22 protein-coding genes are annotated in these 24,851 nt (G+C 59.3%); 5 read left to right on the forward strand and 17 right to left on the reverse strand.

The window, feature by feature from the left end:
- Positions 1 to 132: 132 nt before the first annotated feature.
- The 14 genes from ROS217_RS17140 to ROS217_RS24740 all read right to left on the reverse strand — a co-directional run bounded on the left by ROS217_RS17140 (position 133) and on the right by ROS217_RS24740 (position 15,405).
- Positions 133 to 1,164: a fatty acid desaturase gene (locus tag ROS217_RS17140; protein WP_009819057.1), complete on the reverse strand. Its 1,032-nt coding sequence runs from the start codon at positions 1,162 to 1,164 to the stop codon at positions 133 to 135.
- 403 nt (positions 1,165 to 1,567) lie between these two features.
- Positions 1,568 to 2,842, reverse strand: a complete 1,275-nt coding sequence (hflX, locus tag ROS217_RS17145; protein ID WP_009819058.1) for a GTPase HflX — start codon at positions 2,840 to 2,842, stop codon at positions 1,568 to 1,570.
- Complete coding sequence (hfq, locus tag ROS217_RS17150) at positions 2,842 to 3,081, reverse strand: RNA chaperone Hfq (RefSeq protein WP_009819059.1); 240 nt, start codon at positions 3,079 to 3,081, stop codon at positions 2,842 to 2,844. Before hfq ends, hflX begins: the two co-directional genes overlap by 1 nt.
- A 145-nt stretch (positions 3,082 to 3,226) precedes the next feature.
- The gene (locus ROS217_RS17155) at positions 3,227 to 4,747 is read right to left on the reverse strand and encodes a TrkH family potassium uptake protein (protein ID WP_009819060.1); all 1,521 of its coding nucleotides are present in this window, start codon (positions 4,745 to 4,747) and stop codon (positions 3,227 to 3,229) included.
- Between the two features lie 4 nt (positions 4,748 to 4,751).
- On the reverse strand, positions 4,752 to 6,131 hold the full coding sequence (gene trkA, locus ROS217_RS17160) for a Trk system potassium transporter TrkA (RefSeq protein ID WP_009819061.1): 1,380 nt from the start codon (positions 6,129 to 6,131) through the stop codon (positions 4,752 to 4,754).
- A 70-nt stretch (positions 6,132 to 6,201) separates the two neighbouring features.
- The gene (locus tag ROS217_RS17165) at positions 6,202 to 6,717 is read right to left on the reverse strand and encodes a DUF2478 domain-containing protein (protein WP_009819062.1); all 516 of its coding nucleotides are present in this window, start codon (positions 6,715 to 6,717) and stop codon (positions 6,202 to 6,204) included.
- Between the two features lie 18 nt (positions 6,718 to 6,735).
- Positions 6,736 to 8,403, reverse strand: a complete 1,668-nt coding sequence (locus ROS217_RS17170; RefSeq protein WP_040650701.1) for a ribonuclease J — start codon at positions 8,401 to 8,403, stop codon at positions 6,736 to 6,738.
- Positions 8,404 to 8,409: 6 nt separating this feature from the next.
- Entirely contained in the window at positions 8,410 to 9,180 is a 771-nt protein-coding gene (locus ROS217_RS17175; RefSeq protein WP_009819064.1) for a type III pantothenate kinase, read from the reverse strand.
- Between the two features lie 18 nt (positions 9,181 to 9,198).
- Positions 9,199 to 9,957, reverse strand: coding sequence for a biotin--[acetyl-CoA-carboxylase] ligase (locus ROS217_RS17180; protein ID WP_009819065.1), 759 nt, complete (start codon positions 9,955 to 9,957; stop codon positions 9,199 to 9,201).
- 39 nt (positions 9,958 to 9,996) lie between these two features.
- Entirely contained in the window at positions 9,997 to 11,397 is a 1,401-nt protein-coding gene (gene gndA, locus ROS217_RS17185; protein WP_009819066.1) for an NADP-dependent phosphogluconate dehydrogenase, read from the reverse strand.
- 75 nt (positions 11,398 to 11,472) lie between these two features.
- Positions 11,473 to 12,399 (reverse strand): ornithine carbamoyltransferase, encoded by a 927-nt coding sequence (gene argF / locus ROS217_RS17190; protein WP_040650704.1) that lies wholly within the window; start codon positions 12,397 to 12,399, stop codon positions 11,473 to 11,475.
- A 78-nt stretch (positions 12,400 to 12,477) separates the two neighbouring features.
- Positions 12,478 to 13,653, reverse strand: a complete 1,176-nt coding sequence (locus ROS217_RS17195) for an aspartate aminotransferase family protein (RefSeq protein WP_040651648.1) — start codon at positions 13,651 to 13,653, stop codon at positions 12,478 to 12,480.
- Between the two features lie 182 nt (positions 13,654 to 13,835).
- On the reverse strand, positions 13,836 to 15,095 hold the full coding sequence (locus ROS217_RS17200) for an MFS transporter (protein WP_009819069.1): 1,260 nt from the start codon (positions 15,093 to 15,095) through the stop codon (positions 13,836 to 13,838).
- Positions 15,073 to 15,405 (reverse strand): hypothetical protein, encoded by a 333-nt coding sequence (locus ROS217_RS24740; RefSeq protein WP_254656489.1) that lies wholly within the window; start codon positions 15,403 to 15,405, stop codon positions 15,073 to 15,075. Before ROS217_RS24740 ends, ROS217_RS17200 begins: the two co-directional genes overlap by 23 nt.
- Between ROS217_RS24740 and ROS217_RS17205 the strand changes: the two genes are divergently transcribed.
- From ROS217_RS17205 to ROS217_RS23240, 4 genes are all read left to right on the forward strand, one after another.
- Positions 15,322 to 16,164, forward strand: coding sequence for a DMT family transporter (locus tag ROS217_RS17205; RefSeq protein WP_254656486.1), 843 nt, complete (start codon positions 15,322 to 15,324; stop codon positions 16,162 to 16,164). The genes ROS217_RS24740 and ROS217_RS17205 overlap by 84 nt on opposite strands.
- A 63-nt stretch (positions 16,165 to 16,227) precedes the next feature.
- The gene (locus tag ROS217_RS17210; RefSeq protein WP_009819071.1) at positions 16,228 to 16,620 is read left to right on the forward strand and encodes a hypothetical protein; all 393 of its coding nucleotides are present in this window, start codon (positions 16,228 to 16,230) and stop codon (positions 16,618 to 16,620) included.
- On the forward strand, positions 16,617 to 17,600 hold the full coding sequence (locus ROS217_RS17215; RefSeq protein ID WP_009819072.1) for a sterol desaturase family protein: 984 nt from the start codon (positions 16,617 to 16,619) through the stop codon (positions 17,598 to 17,600). Before ROS217_RS17210 ends, ROS217_RS17215 begins: the two co-directional genes overlap by 4 nt.
- 220 nt (positions 17,601 to 17,820) lie before the next feature.
- Complete coding sequence (locus ROS217_RS23240) at positions 17,821 to 18,390, forward strand: TetR/AcrR family transcriptional regulator (RefSeq protein WP_009819073.1); 570 nt, start codon at positions 17,821 to 17,823, stop codon at positions 18,388 to 18,390.
- Between the two features lie 5 nt (positions 18,391 to 18,395).
- On the opposite strand, the gene ROS217_RS17225 is transcribed toward ROS217_RS23240, so the two are convergent.
- The 3 genes from ROS217_RS17225 to cysS all read right to left on the reverse strand — a co-directional run bounded on the left by ROS217_RS17225 (position 18,396) and on the right by cysS (position 22,418).
- Positions 18,396 to 19,178, reverse strand: a complete 783-nt coding sequence (locus ROS217_RS17225) for a squalene/phytoene synthase family protein (protein ID WP_009819074.1) — start codon at positions 19,176 to 19,178, stop codon at positions 18,396 to 18,398.
- Positions 19,175 to 20,794: a citramalate synthase gene (gene cimA, locus ROS217_RS17230; RefSeq protein WP_009819075.1), complete on the reverse strand. Its 1,620-nt coding sequence runs from the start codon at positions 20,792 to 20,794 to the stop codon at positions 19,175 to 19,177. The genes ROS217_RS17225 and cimA overlap by 4 nt, the downstream gene beginning before the upstream one ends.
- Before the next feature lie 205 nt (positions 20,795 to 20,999).
- A complete protein-coding gene (gene cysS / locus ROS217_RS17235; RefSeq protein ID WP_009819076.1) occupies positions 21,000 to 22,418 on the reverse strand; it encodes a cysteine--tRNA ligase in 1,419 nt (472 codons plus the stop codon).
- Between the two features lie 392 nt (positions 22,419 to 22,810).
- Between cysS and ROS217_RS17240 the strand changes: the two genes are divergently transcribed.
- Positions 22,811 to 24,349, forward strand: a complete 1,539-nt coding sequence (locus ROS217_RS17240; RefSeq protein WP_009819077.1) for a trimethylamine methyltransferase family protein — start codon at positions 22,811 to 22,813, stop codon at positions 24,347 to 24,349.
- Positions 24,350 to 24,851: the final 502 nt, after the last annotated feature.

Consider the following 24,851-nt stretch of genomic DNA (forward strand, 5'->3'; position numbering starts at 1 on the left):
CAGCCTATCTGCAGCTTGGATACTTAGGAGACTCGGGCGAGACGGTGTTTGGATGCAGGGGTGGTAAAAAAATTCAAACAGCCCGACTAAAGTGACGGGTCTGGCGCTGAAATTTTCCCGAAAATATCGGTGTCAGGGGTTGGTGGCCAAGTTCGAGAAAGAGATCAACCGCTTACTGCTCTCGTCCCAGAGGTGCAGGCGTGTCGTTGCAAAGCTCTGACGAATCGTGAGTCGATGCGACTCAGCCAAGGCTGCATGGTCGCGCAGCACCTCAGGCAGGCGGTAGAACGGGATGCGGCTGTAGAGATGATGCACATGATGTATCCCGATATTGGCACTGAGCCATTGCAGGACCGACGGCAAAACGTAATGTGAACTGCCGTGCAGGGCCGCATCGTGCAGATCCCAATCGTCATCCTCCTCCCAATGCGTGTCTTCAAACTGGTGCTGCACGTAAAAGAGCCAAACGCCAGCAGTGGCAGCAAGGAGGGTCGTGGGCACGAAAATAAGCAGGATTGGCAGAAGCCCACCAAAATATAGGATGAGCCCAAGCAGTGCGAGGATCGCCGCATTGGTGCCCATCGCGCTGATCCAGTATCGCGACTGTGCCATAAGCCCCATGGGAAGGCGGTTCTGCACAAAGAAAAGGTAACCTGGCCCTAAGCCAAACATCACAATCGGATGTCGATAAAGCCGGTACATCAGACGTTTAAGTGGCGACAGAGCGCGGTATTCGCTCACGGTCAGGGTGGTGATATCGCCTATTCCTCGCCGCCCGAGATTGCCCGCCGAACTATGGTGGATCGAGTGGGCGCGCCGCCAGACATCGTAGGGTGTGAGAGTAAGCACACCTATGACACGCCCGAGCCAATCGCTGAGGTTGCGGCTTTTGTAAAATGCACCATGGCCGCAATCGTGCTGGATCGCAAAGAGACGCAAGAGGAAGGCAGCGTTGACGAGCGACAGCGCAAGTGTCAGCCACAGGCTGACCGATAACGACCACCATGCAGCCGCCCAGAGCAGCAGGAACGGGCCAAGCGTGACCCCAAGTTCGAAGGTGCTACGCGTTGGGCTCGGGTCGCGATAGGTCGACAGAATACGAACCCAGTCGCGCGCATCTTTGAGAACCGGTGCGGGTGTTTCAGGAGCAGTGTCTTTGGGCATGCGTCAGCTTCTTGTTCTTGTGCGTGTTCTTGATAAACGAAAGCACGGCACGGGCAAGGATTAAGGCATGTTTTATGCCAAAGCGGGCGAAGGTGCCGCAGGCGGTGAACTAAGGAGATCGAGATACTTGTCGTCTGCGGCGTTTGGGTTCGAGGTCATTGGGGAGCGCGGTCTCGTAGGGCTGTGACAATAGCAGGAATTTGATGAAGGCACCATGAAGGGGCAAATCACGGCCTCAAAGAAGAAATCCAATCTCGTCATGTGTTGCCTTACGAGGCGTTGGCACCATTGCTTCTTGCAGATGAGGACAAACTCAAACGCTGCGGATTTCGAGCAACGTCCAGTTGGCACCTTAGCGACAGCCCTCTCAGGATCCCTTCGCGGGGGCCCAAGCATTCCACCATCATAGATCGCGGAACTGGGCCTCTTGGCGCGCTGTCCAGTGGACGGTCAAGTCAAAGCCATCGTCGGTCTGACGCTCCGACTCGACAAGCTCCTTTTCAAAGAGCCAAGCCCGTTTGCGTCCCTCGCCAAACTGAAGGTGTAACACCGTCTCATGGGTCACATCGGCCAGTTTAGCGCCGATGGCGGCAACGAGGTCGTTGATCCCCTGCCCTGTGATTGCAGAAATCGCGAGAACATCATCCTGCCTCTCGGCCTGAGTCACCGCTGCAGCGCGGGCCTCATCCTCGAGCTGGTCGATCTTGTTCCAAATCTCGATCTGTGGGGTCTTGTCGCTCACCCCAAGACTTTCGAGGATTGCTGCGACATCCCGCGATTGAGACACGGTTTCCGGATGTGAAATATCACGCACATGGCAGATAAGATCGGCAGAGAGGACCTCTTCGAGAGTTGCGCGAAAGGCCGCGACCAACTCAGTGGGCAGGTCACTGATAAAACCCACAGTGTCAGACAGGATCACTTCGGGACCACCCTCTGGCAGGGCAACTCTACGCATGGTCGGGTCGAGCGTCGCAAAGAGCATATCCTTGGCCATAACATCCGCCCCTGTCAGACGGTTGAAAAGCGTGGATTTCCCCGCATTGGTGTAGCCAACGAGGGCCACAATCGGAAACGGCACCTTGGCACGGGCGGCGCGGTGAAGCGTGCGGGTCTTGGCCACCTTTTCCAACTGACGGCGCAGGCGCACAAGTTGATCGTCAATCGCACGACGATCCGCCTCGATCTGTGTCTCGCCGGGACCGCCGACAAAGCCAAGCCCGCCGCGCTGCCGCTCAAGGTGGGTCCAGGCCCGCACAAGGCGCGTGCGCTGATAACTGAGGGCTGCCATTTCAACTTGAAGCACGCCCTCCCGAGTGGCGGCACGGTCGCTGAAAATCTCGAGGATAAGGCCGGTACGATCAAGGAGCTTCACACCCCAAGCCTTTTCCAGATTACGTTGCTGAACGGGCGTCACCGGCCCATCGACCAGCACAAGCTCGACGTCGGCAGCCTCCATCGCTTGGTGAAGCTCCTCAAGCTTGCCCTTACCAAAGAGACGACCAGCATCGGGTTTGCGCAGGCGCACCACATCCGACCCGACCACGTCGATATCCGGCAAAGCCTGCGCCAAAGCCACGGCTTCTTCGAGTGCTAAAGCAGGCTCACGTGTGCGGCTTGCACCGGCTATCTCGGGGTGGATGACCCAGGCCCTTGTGATCGGGCGTGCATGGTCCATCAATTGGGTTCATCACCGTCATAGAGATTCACGGGCTGCGAGGGCATGATGGTTGACACCGCATGCTTGTAAACAAGCTGCGACTGACCGTCTCGGCGCAGCAGAATGCAGAAATTGTCAAACCAAGTGATCACACCCTGCAACTTGACCCCGTTGATCAGAAAGACGGTCACAGGAATTTTGGTCTTGCGTACCTGATTCAGAAAAGCGTCCTGCAAATTTTGTCGATCAGAAGCCATGCGTCTTCCTGCCTTTTTTTATTGCGCGCACCGCGAACCGGCGCGAGGGGTCTTACATATGCAAAAGAGTATGTCTTGCCCTTGCGAGAGTTTCCAGCCCAAAAATAAAATCGTTCCAATCTGAAAGGTTGATAGGCACGGGGTGCTAGTCTCGCCAGATGGACGGATTGAGCAATGCAATAAGGGCCAAAGTCTCGAGTCGTCCCAATACCATCGCCATCGCATAGACCATCTTGGCCCCGGCGCTCAGCTCCAACAAGCGGATTGGCGCCTCACTCGCGGTGAGGATCAATGGTCCAGTCGTTGAGAGGCCCGATATGGTAAGAATCAGTGCGGATTCGAACCCTTGGCCAAAGAGCGTCAACAGCGCTGTGACAAAGGTAAGTGACATCGCAAATAGCATGAAGAAAACCCATGCAATATAGGCCCCCTGACGCCGGATACGTCGCCCGAGGCCGGTTGCCCGCCCGACCGAGGAGGGATGCACCAGACGCTCGGTTTCGCGTCGTGCATGCAGATAGAGCGCATAGACCCGCAGCAGTTTCACACCACCTGCCGTCGTCGCCACTCCACCGCCAATCAGGGACAATCCCAATAATATGAGTCCAGGGGTGCCCAAGCCTGACCAGTCGCGCGCCTCTTGCCAGTCCGCGCTCTCAAAGCCTGTGGTGGATAGAAACGACAGCACGGTAAAGAGCGCGCCCCAGAGTGCCCGTAGCGCCACACGCCAGTCTCCAGTTTCCTCTATGCCCAAGGTCGCAAGCCAATGACGCACAATCAGGATCAGGGGAACACCGATCACCAGCATGACGCCAAGCCGGAACTCTGGATCATTGATGACACCCGGCCGCGCGGCGGTAATCGTATCGGATGAGAAAGTAAGCCGGGACAGTGAAAAAAAGAGAAAGAGAAAAATAGCAAATTCACCAGCAAAGCCCGCAGCGCCATTCTGTAGGCCTCCAATCGAGGATATGCCGCTGGTCGCCATGGTTGACATCGCATGCACCGCTGCGACAAAGGCGCGCTCCCCACCAATCATCAGGATGATCCAGAGCGCAGCTGTCAGCCCGATATAGACCGGCGCCAATACGGCCGTGGATTGTGCCAATCGCTTGGCCGGGGCTGCTCGCTCAAACCGGCCAAGCACTGTCTCATCCTGCCCCGGTTCGCCGCGTGCTGTAACTTCGAAACCGCCGAGGCTGAGCGGTGCCAGAACCGCAGACGCTGAAATCCAGATCAGGAGCCCCCCGCTCCAGCCTACCAGTGCACGCCACAAATGCAGACTGTCCTTCAAACGCCCCGGCGCATCAAAGAGCGAAGCGCCGGTGGTCGTGAAGCTGGATACCATTTCGAAATATGCATTGAGGAATGTGGTATTTCTGACCCCTTCATAGAAGGGCAGCGCCAGAAAGACTGGCAGCAAGAGATAGGCTAGCAAGAGCGAAATCAGATTTTGCGTATCGTTCATCTTTTGATTGGTTCGGCCGGACAGAGCCAACCCCACGCTCATAACCAAAGCCAGTCCAAGAATACCGGAAAAAGCAAAGGCTCGCCCCACGCCGCTGTAGCCGCGCATCGCCGCGTCGATGGCAGGCAGAAACATAAGAAACGCCGCCACCCCAGCGAGGATCAGGATCAGGGGAAATGTCAGAAGCCGGGCGATCATGGGATCAAAAGAAGTCGATCGAGACCTGCAACAGCTGTTCAACCGCCGCCACATCTGCCGCCATTGCAAATATCACGATCACATCGCCCGCCTCCACCCGAAGGCCGCCTGCGGGCTTGTAGATCTTGCCGCCCTTGCGCACCGCTCCAACCAGCACGCCCTCGGGAAAGTCGATGTCGCGGATGGCCGCGCCCGCAATGGAAGAGGTCGACATCACTTCTGCCTCGATCACTTCGCCCTCGGCATCACCTATGGAATAGACTCCGCGTACCTTGCCGTGACGGATATGCCGCAGAATCGAGCTTACAGTCGTCGCACGCGGGTTAATATAGGCGTCGATGCCCAAGGGTTCGAGTAGTGGCACCATCGTCGGGTCATTGATCAACGCCACGGCAAATGGGCACCCTTCGGACTTGGCGCGCACGGCGGCCAGCATGTTGGTCTTGTCGTCATCAGTCACAACCAAAACCGCATCTGCGCGCGATATCCCCGCCTCGGCCAAGAGGGCGGCGTTGAGACCATCTCCGTTCAGAACAATCGTGCGCTCCAGCGCATCCGCCGCACGCTCTGCCTGAGGCCGGCTTTTCTCGATCACCTTGGCGCGGATACGACCGCCCTGTCTCGTCTCAAGCGCCTGCGCCACCGCAAGACCGATATTGCCGCCCCCGATAATGACCACCCGCTCCTGTTTCTTTTGCGATTTGCCGAACACCTCGAGTGTGCGTGGCACATCTTCCACCGGGGCAAAAAGATAGCACTCGTCCCCTTCAAAGAGCTGATCACCTGCTTCAGGCGCAAACAGTCGTCCCTCACGACGAACCGCCAGAACCACCACACGCAGAGTTGAGAAGAGATCGCTCAACTGGCGCAACGGCGTATTGAGGACCGGACAGTCCTCTTCGAGCCTGATGCCCATGAGTTGCGCTTGCCCGCCCATGAACATTTCGGTGTCGAATGCAGCGGGTGCCGCGAGGCGTTGCAACGCGGCCTGCGCCACCTCTCGTTCGGGACTGATCACGACGTCGATCGGCATGTGATCGCGGCGGTAGAGATCGGAATAGATCGCATCGAGATAAGACTGACTGCGCAGTCGCGCAATCTTGCGACTGATGCCAAAGACCGAGTGTGCCACCTGACAGGTCACCATGTTGACCTCATCCGAATAGGTGGCCGCGATAATCATGTCCGCATCGCGCGCGCCTGCCCGCTCAAGCACATCGGGGTAAGAGGCAAAGCCCGTGATCCCCTGCACATCGAGCGTTTCGGTGGCGCGGCGCACAAGATCCGGGTTGTTGTCCACAACCGTAACATCGTTGCGCTCGCCCGAGAGATGCCGTGCGATCTGCCAGCCGACTTGGCCAGCCCCGCAGATGATGACCTTCATCGTCTTCGCCTCACCTTGACTGAGCCTGCTGCATGACAGATGGCCCCCGCCCGGTCAATTGCGTTCTGGTTCAGGCGCGCGCACCGGTTGCCGCATGATCGAGCCAATCGAGAATGCGCGCGAGGTCCGGGCTGAGCGCTTCTGCCAGCCCATCGGAAAAGGCCAACAGATGCGGCGCGTTCAGCCGATTTGCCCCAACCAGCACCGGCACGTCCCGGCTCAGTGCCTCGGCAATCAGATTGCGAAACCCGCGCCCCTCGGCCTCGTGCTTGCCGAATTTGTTGACGATGACCAGATCGCAGCCCTCCGCTAGCCGTGCCTCGGCTGCGGCGACCGCCAGCTCGAGCGCCGATGGGTCCAACCGACAGCCGCGCGCACCAGGTCCTAGACTTTGAGAGATGCGGATCACCGGTCCGTCCGGCAGCACCTCGACATCCATGTCGCAGGGTCGATCAGCACCGCAATTGGTGTTTACCTGTACCGTTCCGCACAAACGCAGGCCGCGCGCCTGCGCCGCTCGCGCCACGTCATGCAACAAAAGATCGGTTTCCCCCCGACCTTCTGCCATAACATAGCCGATCCGCATACCTCTGCCCTCTCTGGCTCAGACCGTCAGGCGACTGATGACCACCGTCACCTCTGGCCGCTTGCCGATCTCGGTCTGGGCGCTTTGCCGTGCGACACGGCGCAACCCCTCTTCGAGCTTGTCATCGTCAGTCAGTGTCTTGGCCCCTGCCCGCCCCATGAACTGCGCGAGATCCTCTTCCAGGACATCTACGAGGGGCGCGCGGCTGCGCCCAGTCTCGGCAAGGCCCATGACCTCGACCCAAGGCTCACCCAAAGGCTCGTCTTCTTCATCGAGGATGACATTGATCATCACATGCCCGTTCAAGGCCATTCGGATACGGTCCCGGACCACGCCATCCATCGCCCCCACCTGCACAGACCCATCCAGATAGGTGCGACCGGTCTCGACATATTCAGCAATTTTGGGTGCTGTGCCACTGAGATCAATCATCATCCCATTGACTGCCAGAACACCCTTGAGCCGGTTGGCATTGGCCAGTTTGACGTGCTCGCGCAGGTGTCGATGTTCACCATGCATCGGAATGACCATCTGCGGTTTGATAAGCTTGTGCATCTCATCGAGATCAGGGCGGTTGGCATGGCCCGAGACGTGATAGCGGTCATCGCCCTCGACCACATCGACACCCATTTCAGAAAATTGGTTGATGATGCGAATGACGCCGCGCTCGTTACCGGGAATGGTCTTGGATGAGAACAGGAACGTGTCACCATCCTTGAGGACGATGCCGTTGTATTTGCCATTGGCAAGTTGCGCACTGGCCGCACGCCGCTCGCCCTGACTGCCGGTGACAATCAACATCAGACTGTCGCGCGGTACGGAGCCCGCTTCTTCCGGACTGATCGTCTTGGGAAATCCCTTGAGCACGCCTGTGGCTTGCGCTGCCTCGATCATCCGCTGCATTGCACGTCCCATGAGACAGACAGAGCGTCCCGCCCGGACGCCAGCCTCGGCCAACGATTTGACGCGCGCAACATTGCTGGCAAATGTCGTGCAAACGAACATACCCTTGGAGGCCGCAACCAGATCCGTGATCGGTCCGCCCACTGTGCTCTCGGAGCGTCCTTCGTGATGGCTAAACACATTGGTAGAGTCACAAACAAGCGCCTTGACACCCGGCTCTGAGAGGCTGGCCCAGAGATCACGGTCAAACGGCTCTCCAACCACCGGATCGAGGTCGATCTTGAAGTCCCCGGTATGCACGATGCGCCCACCGGCGCTATCAATCACCAGACCAGAGCTTTCCGGGATAGAGTGCGAAAGCGGCACGAATCCAACCGTGAACGGTCCCGCTGCCACAGTTTCTGGCCAAGGGGAAACGGTCTTGACCGCCTTGTCAGGGTGGCCATGTTCTTCCATTTTGCGGCGCGCGATATTGGCGGTAAACGCGCGTGCGTACACCGGCGCGCCAAGACGCCCGTAATAATGCGCGACGGCGCCAACGTGATCCTCATGTGCATGAGTAATAAAGATCGCCTCAAGCTGCCCCTTACGCGCCTCAAGCCAACTGATATCTGGCAGGATCAGATCAACCCCGGGTGTCCCGTCCATATCCGGAAAAGTAACCCCCAAGTCGACAAGGATCAGTCGCTCCTTGCCCGGTTTACCATAGCCGTAGACATAGGCGTTCATACCAATTTCGCCCGCCCCTCCGAGGGGCAGGTAGATAAGTCGTTCGCTACTCATGGGGCGTCAGCCCTCCTTATTATATGCGTATATCACGGTCAGGCCGTGCATCGTCAGATTGTCCTCGAACATGTCGAACACGTCCGTACCTTGCTGGAAGAGAGGTGCCAGCCCACCCGTTGCGATCACCCTCATGGTGCGGCCACGCTCGGCCTTTATCCGTTCACATAGCCCATTGATCAGACCGACATAACCCCAGAATACGCCGGACTGCATGCAATCGACGGTATTCGTGCCAATCACGCGCTCTGGTTTGGTGACGTCGATATGGGGCAAGGCGGCGGCGGCTTCATGCAGTGCCTGCAACGACAGGTTGACCCCCGGCGCGATCACGCCGCCGATGTAGGCCCCATCGTTGTCGATCACGTCAAAGGTGGTCGCGGTGCCGAAATCCACCACGATCAGGTCGCCGCCATAGAGGTCGAATCCAGCCACCGTATTCACCAGTCGATCCGGTCCCACTTGGGTGCCCGCATCCACTCGCACATCGACGGGCAGGCGGCACTCGGGTTTGCCGACCACGATTGGGCGGCAATTGAAATAGCGATCCGAGAACACCCGGAGATTGAACACCACGCGCGGCACGGTGGACGAGATGATGACGCCGTTAATATCGGCCTTTATCCCGTAGTGGTGCAGTAAAGTCTTGAACCAGACGAAATACTGGTCGGCAGTGCGTTGATGATCCGTGGCGGTGCGCAGCGTGCAGAGAAATTTCTGTCCGTCCCAGATTGAAAACACCGTGTTGGTATTGCCGCAATCAATCGCCAAGAGCATGCGCCCGGCCCCTTTTCGTCAGAAAAACACTTCGGCGGCCGCGATCGTCTGCCGTCCCATTGCGGTCAATAGAACAAGATTGCCAGCCTCGTCCACCGTTTGAAACGTGCCCTCATAGACCTCGCGGGTCGTGCGGGCGGTAATCACTTCGCCTAGGCGCGCTGCCCGCGCCAACCAAGCGGTGCGTATGGGCGCAAATCCATAGGTGACGAACTGCGACTCAAGTCGCGCATAGGCGGGGGCGAGCAAGTCCAGGAACTCCTCAGGGTCAAGAACGATCCCGGTCTCAGACAGGAGCGATACAGGCCGCAACGCGCCTTGCTCGACCTCGGACACGTCAGGGGCGCTGCACAGATTCACCCCGATGCCGATGGCAAAATGGCTGAGGCTGCCCCCCGCCCCGGCGCTTTCCAGCAATATCCCCGCCAGTTTGCCCCCGTTCAGAAGCACGTCATTCGGCCACTTGAGAGCAAAGACCTCGGCCCGCCCGGTGGCAGCGACCAGTGCCTCAAAGAGCGCCAGCGACGCTACGAAAGACCGCAGCGCCACACGGTCCGGACTCTCGGTCGGACGCATCACCAAAGTGGCGGCAAAATTGCCTGCCGGATTGACCCATGCCCGGCCTCGCCGCCCACGCGCCGCTGTCTGCTGATGTGCCAATATCCATTCTGGCCCCGTCAGGTAGGGCGCGAGCCGCGCGGCTTCGGCATTGGTGCTATCTACCGTGGTCAACACCCTGCGACCATAACCCGAAGGCCAGCCAGATCCCTGATCCATCTTCACCTTGCTCCACCTACGAAGAACCGACGCGCGGTTTCAATCCCACCACGGACCATGATGCAGCCCGGTCCGACCCAGACGTTCAAATCCGTGATGGCCAAACATGTCACGCTGCGCCTGAATGATATTGGCGCTGCCGTGACCCAGGCGCATACTGTCATACCATGCGAGTCCCGCCGAAAGTGCTGGGACCGGATGCCCGCCATGCACCGCACTACAGACCACCTGCCGCAGCGAGGGGATGCAGCGAGAAAGGGTCTGCGCCATTTGCGGTGACAAGATCAACTCATCCTGCGGCAATCCCAGATCGAACGCCGCAGCAATATCATCGAGTAGGGCAGAGCGGATGATGCAGCCCGCCCGCCAGATACGAGCAATGGTGGCTGCATCAAGCGACCAGTGATACTCCTCTGACGCCGCTGAAAGTATGCGAAAACCTTGGGCATATGCGAGAATGCGCGCGGCGAGAAAAGCCTCGGCCAGCACTTCGGGCGTGCCATCAAAAGCTCCGACCGCCCCACCAAGAAGGGTCTCGGCCCGCTGCCGAGTGTCCTTTTCCGAAGACCAGCCCCGTGCGCCCACCGCGGCCTCGATCATGCTGGCCGACTGACCCATACGCAGCGCCTCGATCACGGTCCAGCGCCCGGTGCCCTTTTGCCCCGCCGCATCCTTGATCACGTCGACCATCGGATGCCCTGTTTCGGGATCGGTGTAGGTCAAAAGCTGGGCCGTGATCTCGACCAGATAGGATTTCAAAAGTCCACGATCCCAATCGGCAAAGAGCGCGCCAATCTCGGCGGGGGGCATCGCGGATCCGTTGCGGAGCAGGCTGTATATTTCGGCGATCACTTGCATATCGGCATATTCAATGCCGTTGTGCACGGTCTTGACGAAATGCCCCGCCCCGTCCGGCCCCAGATGCGCTACGCAAGGTGTGCCATCATATGTCGCGGCGATGGAAGTCAGGATTGGCTCTAGTTGCGCCCAACTGTGGCGGCTCCCGCCCAGCATCATCGACGGGCCATGACGTGCGCCCGCCTCGCCGCCAGACACCCCCAAGCCGACGAAATGCAGATCGCGTTCAGTCAATTGGGCTGCACGACGGCGGGTATCGTGAAAATCGGCATTGCCGCCGTCAATGACGGTGTCGCCGGGGCTAAGCAAAGGGGTAATCTCTTCCAGCATCGCGTCCATCGGCGCACCCGATGGGATCATGAAGAGGATGACGCGCGGTGTCCTGAGGGCTGCGACAAAATCCGTCAGCCGCTCCTTTGGGTACAGCCGTGCTGAGAACGCAGATGCTTCTTCAACGAAAGGCGCGATCCAATCAGTCTCACGATTGGTCACAGCCACATCAAAGCCGTGCTCGGCCATGTTGAGCGCCAAGGCGCTGCCCATTGTCCCAAGTCCGTAGATGCCGATCTGCGCCTGCGCCATTCGCCCCCCTGATACCGCTAACGCCACGATGTCAGGCTAAGCGGATTAGGGACGGTATTGCAAGCGGCTGTGTCTTCACACCCCAAGACACCAGCGCATGACAGCTTTCTGTGCATGAAGGCGATTCTCCGCCTCATCAAAGATTACGGAGGTCGGTCCATCCATCACATCAGACGTCACCTCTTCGCCACGATGAGCCGGCAGGCAGTGCATGAAAAGCGCATCGGGCTTCGCCGCTGCCATCAGTTTGTCATTGACCTGATAGGGCCGGAGCATGTTATGGCGGCGCTCCTTCATGGACTGGCTGTCATGCATACTGACCCAGGTGTCCGTGACGACAAGGTCGGCCCCGTCGACAGCCTTGAACGGATCGCGCTCAATCGTGATCGTGCTGCCTGCCTTGCGCGCAAGGCCGATGAACTCCGGCTCCGGGTCAAGCTGCATCGGGCCGGTAAACGTCAGGTCGAACCCGAATTGCCCAGCGGCGTGCAGCAAGGAGGCACAGACATTGTTGCCATCGCCGGACCAAACGACCTTTTTGCCTTGGATCGGGCCGCGGTGTTCCTCGTAGGTCAGGATATCAGCCATGATCTGGCAGGGATGGGTGCGGTCCGTGAGGCCGTTGATCACCGGCACATCGGCATGCTCCGCCATTTCAAGAAGAACGGATTCATCAAAGGTCCGGATCATGATCAAATCGACATATCGACTCATGACACGCGCGGTGTCGGCAATGGTTTCCCCATGCCCCAATTGCATATCGGCCCCCGAAAGCACCAAAGTCTGCCCGCCCATCTGCCGGACGCCCACATCAAAGGAAACGCGGGTCCGGGTTGAAGGTTTTTCGAAGATGAGCGCCACCATGCGCCCGGCCAGCGGTTGCTCGTCATCCGGCGTGCCGCGCGGGCGGTCAGCGCGGGCCTCTTTCATGCTGCGGGCCTGATCAATCATAGCCCGGAGGTCAGCTTTAGATGTTTTGTGGATATCTAGAAAATGGGTCATGGACGTATCGCTTCTTCCTGGGAGGTTGCTTGGGGGCCAGCCCCCCCAAACCCCCGGAGTATTTTGGGAACGAAGAAATCACGCGCATTCCAAGGTCGTTGCGACCGCATCAAGGCGCGCCACGGCTTCGGCTATTTCATCATCGGTGATGGTGAGCGGAGGCAATAGGCGCAGGACATTGTCGGCAGCAGGCACCGTGGCAATGAGCGCAGCATATCCTGCTTGAACCACATCCGTATTCAGCACCCGGCATTTGAGACCCAGCATGAGCCCCATGCCCCGCACCGCCTCGAATATAGTTGGATGGGCTGCCACCAGACCTTCAAGTCTCTGTCGCATCAGACCCGCCTTGCGGTTCACCTCTGCCAGAAATTCAGAATTTGCCACATGCTCCATTACAGCGCAGCCAACGGCGCATCCCAAAGGATTGCCGCCATAGGTGGACCCATGCGTGCCCGCAGTCATACCGGAGGCCGCGTGTTCCGTTGCCAACACCGCACCCAAAGGGAAACCTCCGCCGATGCCTTTGGCAACCATCATGATATCAGGCGTGACGCCGGCCCATTCATGTGCAAAGAGCCGCCCCGTTCGCCCCATACCGCACTGCACCTCGTCAAGTATGAGCAGGATTCCCGTCTCGTCGCAGAGCGCACGCAGGCCCTTGAGGCATTGATCTGGCAACGGGCGGATGCCGCCCTCACCCTGCACGGGCTCGATTAGTATTGCGGCCGTATTCTCATCAATGGCCGCATGCAGAGCATCGTGATCGCCCCAAGCGACATGCTTGAAACCGGGCAATAGCGGTCCAAAACCCTTTGTCATTTTCTCCGAGCCTGCCGCGGCGATTCCCGCCGCAGAGCGCCCATGAAACGAACCCTCAAAGGCGATGATATCTGTGCGCTCAGGCTGGCCCGCGTCATAGAATTGTTTGCGCGCCATCTTGACCGCCAATTCGCACGCCTCAGTCCCGGAATTGGTGAAGAACACCGTGTCGGCGAACGTGGCCGCAACCAGCCGGTCCGCCAGTTCCTGTTGCTTGGGGATCTGGTAGAGGTTCGAGGTATGCCAAAGTGCGCCCGCTTGTTCTGTCAGCGCCGCCACAAGTGCTGGATGGGCATGCCCCATGGCATTGACGGCAATACCCGCGCCCAGATCGAGAAACCGTCGCCCGTCAGCTTCGATCAACCAGGTTCCCTCGCCCTTGACGAAAGAAAGCGGTGCGCGATTATAGGTTGGCAGGATCGAAGGGATCATGGCTATATCCTTGTCAAAGAGGCCCTTTGAGTGCCGCAAGGGCGAGGCCAAGTCAATCATTTGGGACCATTCGGGGATTTGGCACGCAGACGCGCCGGGATCACAAGACGAAAGAACGTCAGGCGCAGAAGCGTCGGCGTCGGGTCTGGGCATATGTTGCGTGCGTGATCATAGGTCGTGATCTAGCCGGTCTTTTGGCTCAAGGGAAGCGGAATATTGAGAGATGGTCCCTGTTCCATTGCCACACGCACAGCCCCCAGTCGCGGATGCAGCCGCCGCGCCAGATGCCAGCACCCCATGAGGCCAACACCCGATACCACAAAGATTCCCGGCAATGGGGCGATGAGCAGCACCAGCCAGGCCGCCCCTGGCGTGAGAATGCCCGACACGTCGCGGAAACTTGCGTAGATGGCCGACATCTCGGTGCGCTCTGATGGTTTTACCGCCATCAGAAATGGCAATCCCGCCGAGACATCCAGCAACACCAAGAAAACAGATGCGCAGGCGAGGCAGGCCACTGTAACCCAGGGCAAGCCGCTCAGCGCCGCGCCAAAGACAAATAGCAGCCCCGACATCAAAAATCCTGCCCGAACAGCATGGCGGATAGACCGACGCTGCATCCAGCGCAGCATCAGCGGCGTCAGAAACAGCATGCCATTCGAGACAGAGAGCAGCATACCGCCGAGATCTTCGCCCAATCCCTGCTCAAGCGCGAAGATCGGCAAATAGACCACATAGGCCCACCACCCGCAGGAGCGGATTACGGCAAAAATCCAGCCGGCCACCAATCGGGGCTGTGCAAAAAACCTTGGCATCCAGGCAAGCGGATTGGGAGCCGGACGGCGTGCGCGGGTGATCAGGCGTCCATTCCCGAGCCGCATATAGAGAAAGAGCACCATCATCGTGAGCGCGGCCACCCCGGCAATCATAAAGGGCAACGGTCGCCAGACACCCAGAAGTGTAACGCCGAGCCATGGCCCCACCGTCCAGCCTAGCGCACTGTAGAACATGCGCGACGTCTCGCATCGACCGAGCTCAGTCTTGGCGATGAAATCGAGGACATAGGCATTAAAGCAGACAAAGACGGTGACCGTCGCGGCGGTGATAAGAGCCAGCGCGCCGATCATGCCCAATGCACCGCCCTGTGCCCCCAAGGTTGCGCCCCCCGCAAACATCGCACAGCCCATAACGTAGATCCAGCGACGCGGCATGAAGCGTGAAACGAACGGCACCATAAGCCCGGTGACAAGCGACAAGATACCCACAAGGAAATAGACCTCGGACACGAGTGCCGCGTCCCGGAGGGCGCGGTACATCTCGAGCGGCATAACGGATATCAGGATGCCACGCGCCATCGCCTCAGTGCCTGCCAGCGTGGCGAAACCTCGAACGGAGGGCGCGGGTGCATGGCGGAGCCATTCAGGAATGCGGCGTTGGTGCATCGTGTCGTTCCAATTTTTCGTAAGACTGACCACGGATATCGAGGGCGTGATTGGCAAACGACGACATCCTGTCGTTTTTGGAATGAGAGCCGCAAAATTTTATTGGACCGTGTCGGCTGCTTCGAACTTGCAGTGCATCGAGCGGCGCGGCAAAGCTGTCGTGATGTTCCATCCGCGCGCACAAGATCCTGTCCTTGCGGCCTTGCTTACCCTTCTGGCCGCCGCTTTGCTCGCGGGCACAACGCTTTTGGCCAAGGCGATAGGGACCGGGGCGCTCGGTACACCGCTGCCTGCGCTGCAGATCAGCCATGGAAGATTTCTTTTTGCGTTCCTCGTGATTGGCACGATGATTGGGGTGAAGCGGCCGCGCATGACCCGTCCTGACTTTGCCACCCACACCAAGCGATCAAGCCTTGGCTGGGCGGGGGTCACGTTAATGTTCGCCGCAGCGGCTTTTATTCCTCTCTCGGATGCAACCGCGATCAGCTTTCTCAACCCGGTGTTTGGCATGATGCTGGCAATCCCGCTTTTGGGCGAACGCGTGGGTCCGGTTCGATGGGCGGCGGCGGGCATCGCCTTGATTGGTGCGGCAATTCTGATGCGTCCGGGTAGCGGGATCGTCGAATTTGGCGCGATACTGGCACTTGGGGCCGCGCTCTGCCTTGGGGCGGAACTGATCTTTATCAAACGCCTGTCGGGACGCGAGGGTCCGTGGCAGATTTTGCTCGTCAACAATGCCATTGGTCTCACAATCGCCAGCCTTGCCGTTGTCTGGGTCTGGCAGGCTCCCAATGCGGCACAATGGGCGGCGCTTGCGGCGATTGGTGTCCTGATGGCAGCGGCGCAGACCTGTTTTGTCAATGCCATGGCACGGGGGGATGCGAGCTATGTGGCCCCGTTCTTTTACACCGCGCTCATCTTTGCCGGGATCTATGACGGGGTGGTGTTCGGTGTCTGGCCTGACACCGTGTCCCTACTTGGTGCGGCTGTGATCCTCTGCGGCGCGGCCCTCCTTCTGTGGCGCGAGGGACGACGACGGGTTCCGCCTGCCTCGATCTCAGGCGGATGACGTAACGCCACGTTTGACAAGTTCATAAATTCTTTGGCTAAACTTGTGGCGAGGGAGGATACCATGCCGTTGAGCATCCTGTTGCCGATGGTTGTGCTTGGAATAGCGGGCATTGCGGTGCTTTTGCATGTGCTTGGTCTTTCGCACAGAGCAATCCTAGCCGACGAGGGCGCCGCAAGCAGGGCATGGCTGCGCGAGTTTCCCGGACATAGACCCACCCGCGTCATCCTATGCCAAAACCGCTTGGCCGCATTGGTCAAAACCGAGCAAGGCTACGGCGTCGTTTGGCCGATGGGCGCGGATACGACGGCTCGTTATCTGACCCAAGCACACATCACCGCCGACGCAAAGGGCCTGCGCATCAACCTACCCGATTTCACAGCTCCGCGCATAGGCCTGTCTCTGGACCCTGACGAAGCGGCTCGCTGGCTCGAAACCCTGAAGGAACCAGCATGACGGACATGATAAGCTTTCCCGATGTGGTGAACTGGGCCGTACCGTTTTTCATCGCCGCGATTCTCGCAGAACTTCTCTGGATCACCTTCAAAGGGCGTGGCGGGCGATACGAGACACGCGACGCGTTGACCTCGCTTGTCATGGGTGCCGGCAATGTGGCCTCTGGTATTCTGTTCGGCTTCATCGCCTATGGGCTTTTCATGCTGCTCTGGCGGATCACACCGTTTGATCTGGGGACCTCTCTTTGGATCGTTGCGCTCTGCTTTGTGCTGGACGATCTGAGCTATTACTGGGTGCATCGCTTTGGTCACCGCGTTCGTTGGGTTTGGGCGAGCCATGTCAATCACCATTCTTCGCAGCATTACAATCTGACGACCGCGTTGCGTCAAACCTGGACCGGAACATTCACCTTTATGATGATCCTGCGTGCGCCGTTGATCCTGTTGGGGTTTCACCCCGCGATGGTTCTATTCGTAGGTGGTATGAACCTGATCTATCAATTCTGGATTCACACTGAAACGATTGGACGCCTTCCGCGCTGGTTCGAGGCTGTAATGAACACGCCCTCGCACCACCGCGTGCATCACGGGCGAAACCCGCGCTATCTTGATTGCAACTACGCCGGTGTCTTCATCATCTGGGACAAGCTATTTGGCACATTCGTGCCTGAACTGGACGAAGACAAGGTTGATTACGGGCTCGTCCACAACCTCGGCACTTTCAATCCTCTTCGCGTTGCCTTTCATGAGTGGGTCGGGATTTTCCGCGACGTGTTGCAGCCGGGTCTTTCTTGGCGAGAGCGGGCACAATACTGTCTGATGCCGCCGGGCTGGAGCCATGACAACAGCCGCGGCACATCCGAGGTGATCAAGGCACGGTATGTCTCCCAGCATCCCGAGCTCGCTGGCACGCCAGGATTGCCACACAATCCCATTGGGCAAGCTGAGAAAATTAACGCCGCCCACAAAAATGTTATTTGACCGATCATTCCAAACAAAGTCATGTGGTCGAAGGCACATTGCGCCATCACTCAAGAACAGGTGCCGCTCCGCAGACTGTCGTGGGACGGACCACGAGCACCCGGCATCTTGGGCAAGGGCCCATTACTCACCCTTGTCCAAGGTGTCGGGGAAGTTCTAACGTTGTGACTATTGGGTGGCCGGTTTAATCCCTAATCATGCCGACATAGACGGATCAACCATGCCTTGGGAAAAGTCCTATGATGAAGCTGAAGTGCTCGAGTCTGCCATGCTCGCCTTTTGGACACAGGGCTATCAGGGTACCTCTATCGCTGATCTGGTATTGGCCACGGGTCTCAACCGTGGCAGTCTTTACGCCGGGTTTGGCAATAAGCGTGACCTCTTCCTAAGGGCCCTGAAACATTACGATCAGAGCTACAGGGTCGGGTTTCTCATGAAACTCCGACAGGACCGAGCACCGCGTGACACAATTCTTGCAACATTCGACGCCATTGCCAGAGGCAATGACACGATGCCGGGAGGTTGCCTGATGGTGAATTCAGCCATGGAACTCGCCCCCCATGATGATGAAATCGCCGCCTTGATCGAAGACAGCATGGGGCAGGTCGAAGCCTTCTTTGTTGACTGCCTAGCTCAGGACAATCTCGAAAATCGGACCGAGGCTCAAATCACGGAAACCGCCAAAGTCCTGCAAGGGCTCATGGTGGGCCTTTTGGTCATGACCCGTGCCAATCGCGAAAGCCCCTCGATCGGCGCAATCCTCGCACAGGTGCGCAACCTCTTGGCCTGATCCGCCTACCAGCGCCCCGTCAAACTGCGTGCCAGCAAGCTGAGCTGCGCACGGGCGGGTGCCACACCAAGTCGCCCCTCGGCCACCGCCCGCGGATCACGTAGCGCTTGCCGCAGCACCGGCCCCGCCAGCCAGAGCGGCAAGAGCGCCGCCCCTGCCGCGCGTGACACCTGCCGTCGTGCAGCCCGCGCACGGCGCAGCCGCGCCAACCCGTCCTTGGCCAAGGCCCGTACGGCCTCGGGGCGACCATCCACCAAGGGCTTGCGCCCCGCCGCCTCCAGCGCCGGAATGGCGCGAAACCAATTGGCAAGGCCAAGGGCATAGCCCGCATCGCGCAGCACCTCCGGCGCCGCCGGACCAAGCGCAAGCGCCGCCGCCTGCAAGAGATTGCCCGATGTGGTCTCAATATAGTGGGTAAAGGCAGCGGCATCCTCGAAAGGCTCGCGCGTAATGTCCCATCGCCGCGCCTCAACCAGATCCGTCAGCAGCGCGGCCCCGGACGCATCCAGCACATGCGCCAAAGGCGTCACCACCTCATGCCGCCGCATAAGGCCGCCCGCCGCGATTTCCTCCAGCGCATCGGCCCACCATTGCAGCCGCATCTCAGCGATCATCGGCTCTTGCGTGACCCAGGGCGCGCGCGCCACCTCGATATTGAAGGCATAGACCGGAAAGAGCACTGCGCGTGCCGCAACAGGTGCCGCCATCGCTGCCAGAAACCGCTCAGGATCGGCCCGGCGCACCAAATCGGCACAGGCGGTTAGATCCGCGTCAAAACTTTGGCTCACGCCGCCCCCTGCCCGTGCAAGAGCTTCCAGTTGATCGCATCCAGCAGCGCCTCGAAACTGGCGTCCACGATATTGGGGCTGACCCCCACCGTGGACCAGCGCCGCCCCTGCCCGTCCTCACTGTCGATGATGACGCGCGTCGCGGCCTCGGTGCCGCCTTGGGTGATGCGCACTTTAAAATCCACCAGCCGCATATCGTCGATCTGGCCCTGATAGCGGCCCAGATCCTTGGCCAGTGCCTTGGCCAGCGCATTGACCGGCCCGCGGTCACAGCCGTGATCGTCCATCGACTCGGACACCGACAGCTTCTTGTCACCGTCCACCTTGACCACAACCACCGCCTCCGAGAGGCTGACCATGCGGTCATACTTGTTCTTGCGCCGCTCTACCGTCACCTTGTAGCGCTTGACCTCAAAGAAGTTGGGCATCTGACCCAGCTCCTTGCGCGCGAGGATTTCGAAACTCGCCTGCGCGCTGTCATAGGTATAGCCCTCTTCTTCGCGCGCCTTGATCGTTTCCAGCAGCCGCGCCAGCGCCGGATCACCCGGCTCCACCACAATCCCCGCCTCGCTCAGACGCTGGCGCAGGTTCGATTGGCCCGCCTGATTGGACATCGGAATAATGCGCGCATTGCCAACGGCGGCAGGGTCGACATGCTCATAGGTCGAAGGGTCCTTGAGGATGGCACTGGCATGCAGCCCCGCCTTATGAGCAAAGGCCGAGGCCCCCACATAGGCCGCCTGCCGCAGCGGCACGCGATTGAGGATCTCGTCCAACTGGCGGCTTATGGCAGTCAGGCCACGCAACCCGTCAAGCGTAACGCCTGTCTCATAGCCGCTGGCATAGGGTTCCTTGAGCAGCAGGGTCGGAATAAGCGTGGTCAGATTGGCATTGCCGCAACGCTCGCCCAAACCATTGAGCGTGCCCTGCACTTGCCGCACGCCTGCGTCTACCGCCGCCAGACTGCCCGCAACCGCATTGCCGGTGTCGTCATGGGTGTGAATGCCAAGCCGCGCGCCGGGAATACCCGCCGCTATCACCTCGGTCACGATACGCCCGATTTCAGGCGGCAGCGTGCCGCCGTTCGTATCGCAGAGCACGACCCACCGCGCGCCCGCGTCCATCGCAGCGCGCAGGCAACTCAGCGCATAGGCGGGATTGGCCTGATAGCCGTCAAAGAAATGCTCGGCATCGAACAACGCCTCGCGCCCCTCGGCGACGACATGCGCGATGGAGCGGGCGATATTGTCGGTGTTTTCCGCAAGGCTGAGCCCGAGGGCGGTTGTGACGTGGAAATCATGGGTCTTGCCCACGAGGCAGACCGCTTTGGTCCCGGCGTTCAGCACCGCCGCCAAGACCTCGTCATTCTCAGCTGAGCGCCCGGCGCGTTTGGTCATGCCAAAGGCGGTCATCGTCGCGCGCGTGGCGGGGGCATCCTCGAAAAAGGCATTGTCCGTCGGGTTCGCCCCCGGCCAGCCGCCTTCGATGTAATCGACCCCCAGCCGGTCAAGCGCGTGGGCGATCTGGATTTTCTCCTGCGTGGAAAAGCTCACGCCCTGCGTCTGCTGCCCATCGCGCAGGGTGGTGTCGTAAAGGTAGAGGCGCTCGCCGGTCATTTAGCACCCCCGCGCGGAATCAAGGCACCGCAGGTGCCGCCGCGCAGCGCCCGACCGCCCCCCCGGGCGGGCGCTTTTGCAACGTGGCAGTCTCGCGCCATCGTTGGATGTATTTGGCGACCATAAACTGCACCAAACATCGGCTGCAGCGCCCCCCCTGCGGTCGGGCATCGCGCGGCAGGCAGGCGGTGTGCAGAATGGCGCGTCACTTCAACGCCTCCAGCTTGGTGGGGTCGAAATCGGGGCCTAATTCTCGCTTTATACCTTTAGCTGTTACCTGAATACGCACATCTGCCTCCAACAAAGCATCACGTATTTGATCAGAAGTCTTCCAATCTTTCTTGGCCCTCGCTTCTTCCATTTGCTCGATCAATCGGTCCAATAAGCCTGATGTCGTGAACGCCTTTTCGACTGATTTGCGAACGCCATCGCGCCAGTTTTGCCCAATGCCCAAAAGACTAAGAGTACTGAAGAAACGGTTTGCGTCGTCCTGTGTCCTTGCTTCCTTGAATTTCTGGTGAAGCAATGAAATCGCAAGGGAAGTGTTCAGATCATCCGACAATGCTTCAATGACGTCTAGATAGGGCCGACGGTTGCGCTCAGCTCCATCTGTGAGATTTTGCCATTTCCAAAGCGTTTCCTTCGCCTCCCGCGCCTTCTCCGCCGTCCAATCCATCGGCTTGCGGTAATGCGTGGAGAGGAACACGAACCGGATCACCTCGCCCGGTATGCCCTGCTCCAGCAAATCCCGCACCGTAAAGAAATTGCCCAAGCTCTTGGACATCTTCTTGCCCTCGACCTGCAGCATCTCGTTATGCAGCCAGTAGCGCGCGAATTCCCCCTCGGGATGCGCACAGCAGCTTTGGGCGATCTCGTTCTCGTGGTGCGGGAACATCAGGTCATTGCCGCCGCCGTGAATGTCGAAACTCTCGCCCAAGAGCTCATGCGCCATGGCCGAGCATTCGATATGCCAGCCGGGCCGTCCGCGCCCCCACGGGCTGTCCCACCCCGGCAAATCATCGCTCGACGGTTTCCACAGCACAAAATCCATCGGGTTGCGCTTATACGGTGCTACCTCGACCCGCGCGCCTGCGATCATGTCATCGACCGACCGCCCCGACAGTTTGCCATAGTGCTCGCGCCAGCTATCCACAGCAAAGAGCACATGGCCTTCCGCCTCATAGGCATGGCCCTTGGCGATCAGCCCTTCGATCATCGCCACCATCTGCGGGATATATTGCGTCGCGCGCGGCATCGCCTTTTGGTGGTCCGGATCATTTCGAATGGAGGGTTCCAGCGCCCCCAAGGCCGCCATATCGTCCAGAAACCATTGCGTCGTTTCCGCTGTGATCTCGGAAATCGAACGCCCGCTCTCGGCGGCGCGGGCGTTGATCTTGTCGTCCACATCGGTGAAGTTGCGCACATAGGTCACGTGCTCCGGCCCGTAGACATGGCGCAGCAAACGATAGAGCACGTCGAACACCACCACGGGGCGCGCATTGCCAAGATGCGCCCGGTCATAGACCGTGGGCCCACAGACATACATCCGCACGTTATCTTTATCGAGAGGCTCGAAAACCTCTTTCCGCCGGGTCTTGGTGTTGTGCAGTTTGATCGTTGTCATTTTGTCCTCGCGCGCGGTCCCGCGGCGGGCTTAGCAACTTCGTGATCACTTGGAAACACAAGACCGGCCCGCCTGAGAAAACTCAGGTGATATTGCAGCAGATAATGCAAGGTGCGGTGCTCATCATGCTGTCCTAGCCCCCGCCGCAGCACCCGTCAAGCACGACGATCGGGGGCGCATTTGCGACACGGGTCGGAAATGGGACAGACAGCAGATGCAGAATCAGATGCTCTGGGTGTGTTCTGAAGGAGAGCCTCATGCACCCACGCAGCAAGATCGCACTTGTTGTCCGCACCATCGGTGCGGAACGGGGCAGAGCGGCGCGCGGGCGCCCTGTGTTGATCTGAGATAAGCACAGCCAACCCGTTCTTCTTTAACAGGAATTCTGAGATATGACCGAAACAATCACGCGCCGCGCAGGTGGCCGCGCGGCCCGCCGTGAGGCCCGCTCCAACCCCCTCGCCGCCAATCTGCGCCCCGTCCATCCGGGGCAAGAGGGCGGCACCTATCGTCCGCTGAGCCAAGTGCAGATGGACCGCATTCATCACGCCGTTCTGGACGCGCTCGAACAGATCGGCCTCGCCGATGCGCCGCCGTCTGGGGTGGCCTATTTGACGGGTGCGGGGGCTATTCTCGGGTCGGATGGACGCATTCGGTTCCCGAGGGCGCTGATTGAGGACACGATTGCACGCGCAAACCGGTCGATGACGCTGTTTGGTCGCGATCCCAAACATGACATGCTCTTGCAAGGCAATCGGGTGCATTATGGCACGGCGGGCGCGGCGGTGCATCTGGTTGATGTGCATAATCGCACATATCGCGAATGCACGGTGCAGGACCTGCACGATGCCGCCCGCATCGCTGATCAGCTCGACAACATCCATTTCGTGCAGCGTCCCATGGTGTGCCGAGATATTGTCGACAACCGCGAGATGGATCTGAACACGCTCTATGCCTGCTGTGCGGGGACCACGAAACACGTAGGTGTGTCCTTTACTGAGCCGGGTTTTGTGGCCGATGCAATGCAGATGCTTCACCTCATTGCGGGCGGTGAAGACAAATGGCGCGAGCGGCCTTTTGTCAGCAATTCCAATTGCTTCGTCGTTCCACCGATGAAGTTCGCCACCGAGTCTTGCCTTGTGATGGAGGAATGTATTCGCGGCGGAATGCCCGTTCTACTGCTCTCGGCAGGCCAGGCTGGGGCCACCGCACCCGCCCCCATAGCTGGAGCCATCGTGCAGGCGACGGCGGAATGTCTGGCAGGACTGGTCTATGTCAACGCGATCAAACCGGGCTTTCCGGCGATCTTTGGCACCTGGCCATTTGTCAGTGATCTGCGCACCGGAGCGATGTCGGGCGGATCGGGTGAGCAGGCGCTTTTGACCGCTGGCTGTGCGCAAATGCACAAGTATTATGGGTTGCCGGGGGGGGCGGCGGCGGGGATTGCGGATGCGAAACTGCCGGATATGCAGGCTGGTTGGGAGCAGGCGACGTCGAATGTCATGGCCGGGCTTTCGGGGCTCAACATGGTCTATGAGGCGGCGGGAATGCATGCCTCTCTGTTGGGATTTTGCCTTGAATCACTGATACTTGGCGACGATCTCATTGGGCAGGCCCTCAGGTGCACGCGGGGGATTGAGGTGGATGAGGACACGCTGAGCCTTGAGGTGATCCGCGCCACCTGTATTGGCGGTCCCGGTCATTTTCTTGGGGCAGAACAAACACTTAGCAGGATGCAGACGGATTATCTCTATCCCTGCCTCGCCAACCGATCCTCGCCCAAGGAATGGGATGAGTTGGGAAAACCTGATTTGATCGCAAAAGCCACTGAAAAGAAAGAGAAAATTCTGTCAGAGCGCGCGTCGGCGCGGTTTGATCCAGTGACAGACGCGGAGATCAGGGAGCGCTTCAAAATTCACCTTCCTGCGTGAGCTTTGCACCATAACCATCGGATTAACAACACTTAAAAGTAATCTCAAACTTCTCGCATCTACCCGCGCCTGCTTGGCGCGGGTAGATTGAGCCGTTTGAGGCTGACCGTACGGATGTGCGGTCCCACCGTACGTTCATGCGATGCTCAGACTTGTGCGAAAATGCAGCGCCGCGTTCAGAAGAAAACATCCGCCAATGCGTCGCTTGAGTCTTGCGGTGCGGTGGCGTGTGGCACTGGAAAATCTGATTTGCCCGAGAAAACACGGTCATGGCCCCGGCGCTCGGATCCCATCGTATAGATCGCATAGAGTTGATCCAAACGACCCTGTTCTGAGGCAAGAACATCATATTCGGTCCGCCCGCAGTTGGCGGGTGAAATCAGGCCATGAAGATCCGAGATGAAGGAGGCAAGATCGGAGTCAGCCCTCTCGAAAGAAGACAGGGCCTTGTGGCTGGCGAGCAGAGCGGTCTTGAGGGCATAGCCCTCTCTGGCACAGGCCG

The sequence above is a fragment of the Roseovarius sp. 217 genome, assembly GCF_000152845.1.
In the GTDB taxonomy this organism is placed as follows: Bacteria; Pseudomonadota; Alphaproteobacteria; order Rhodobacterales; family Rhodobacteraceae; genus Roseovarius.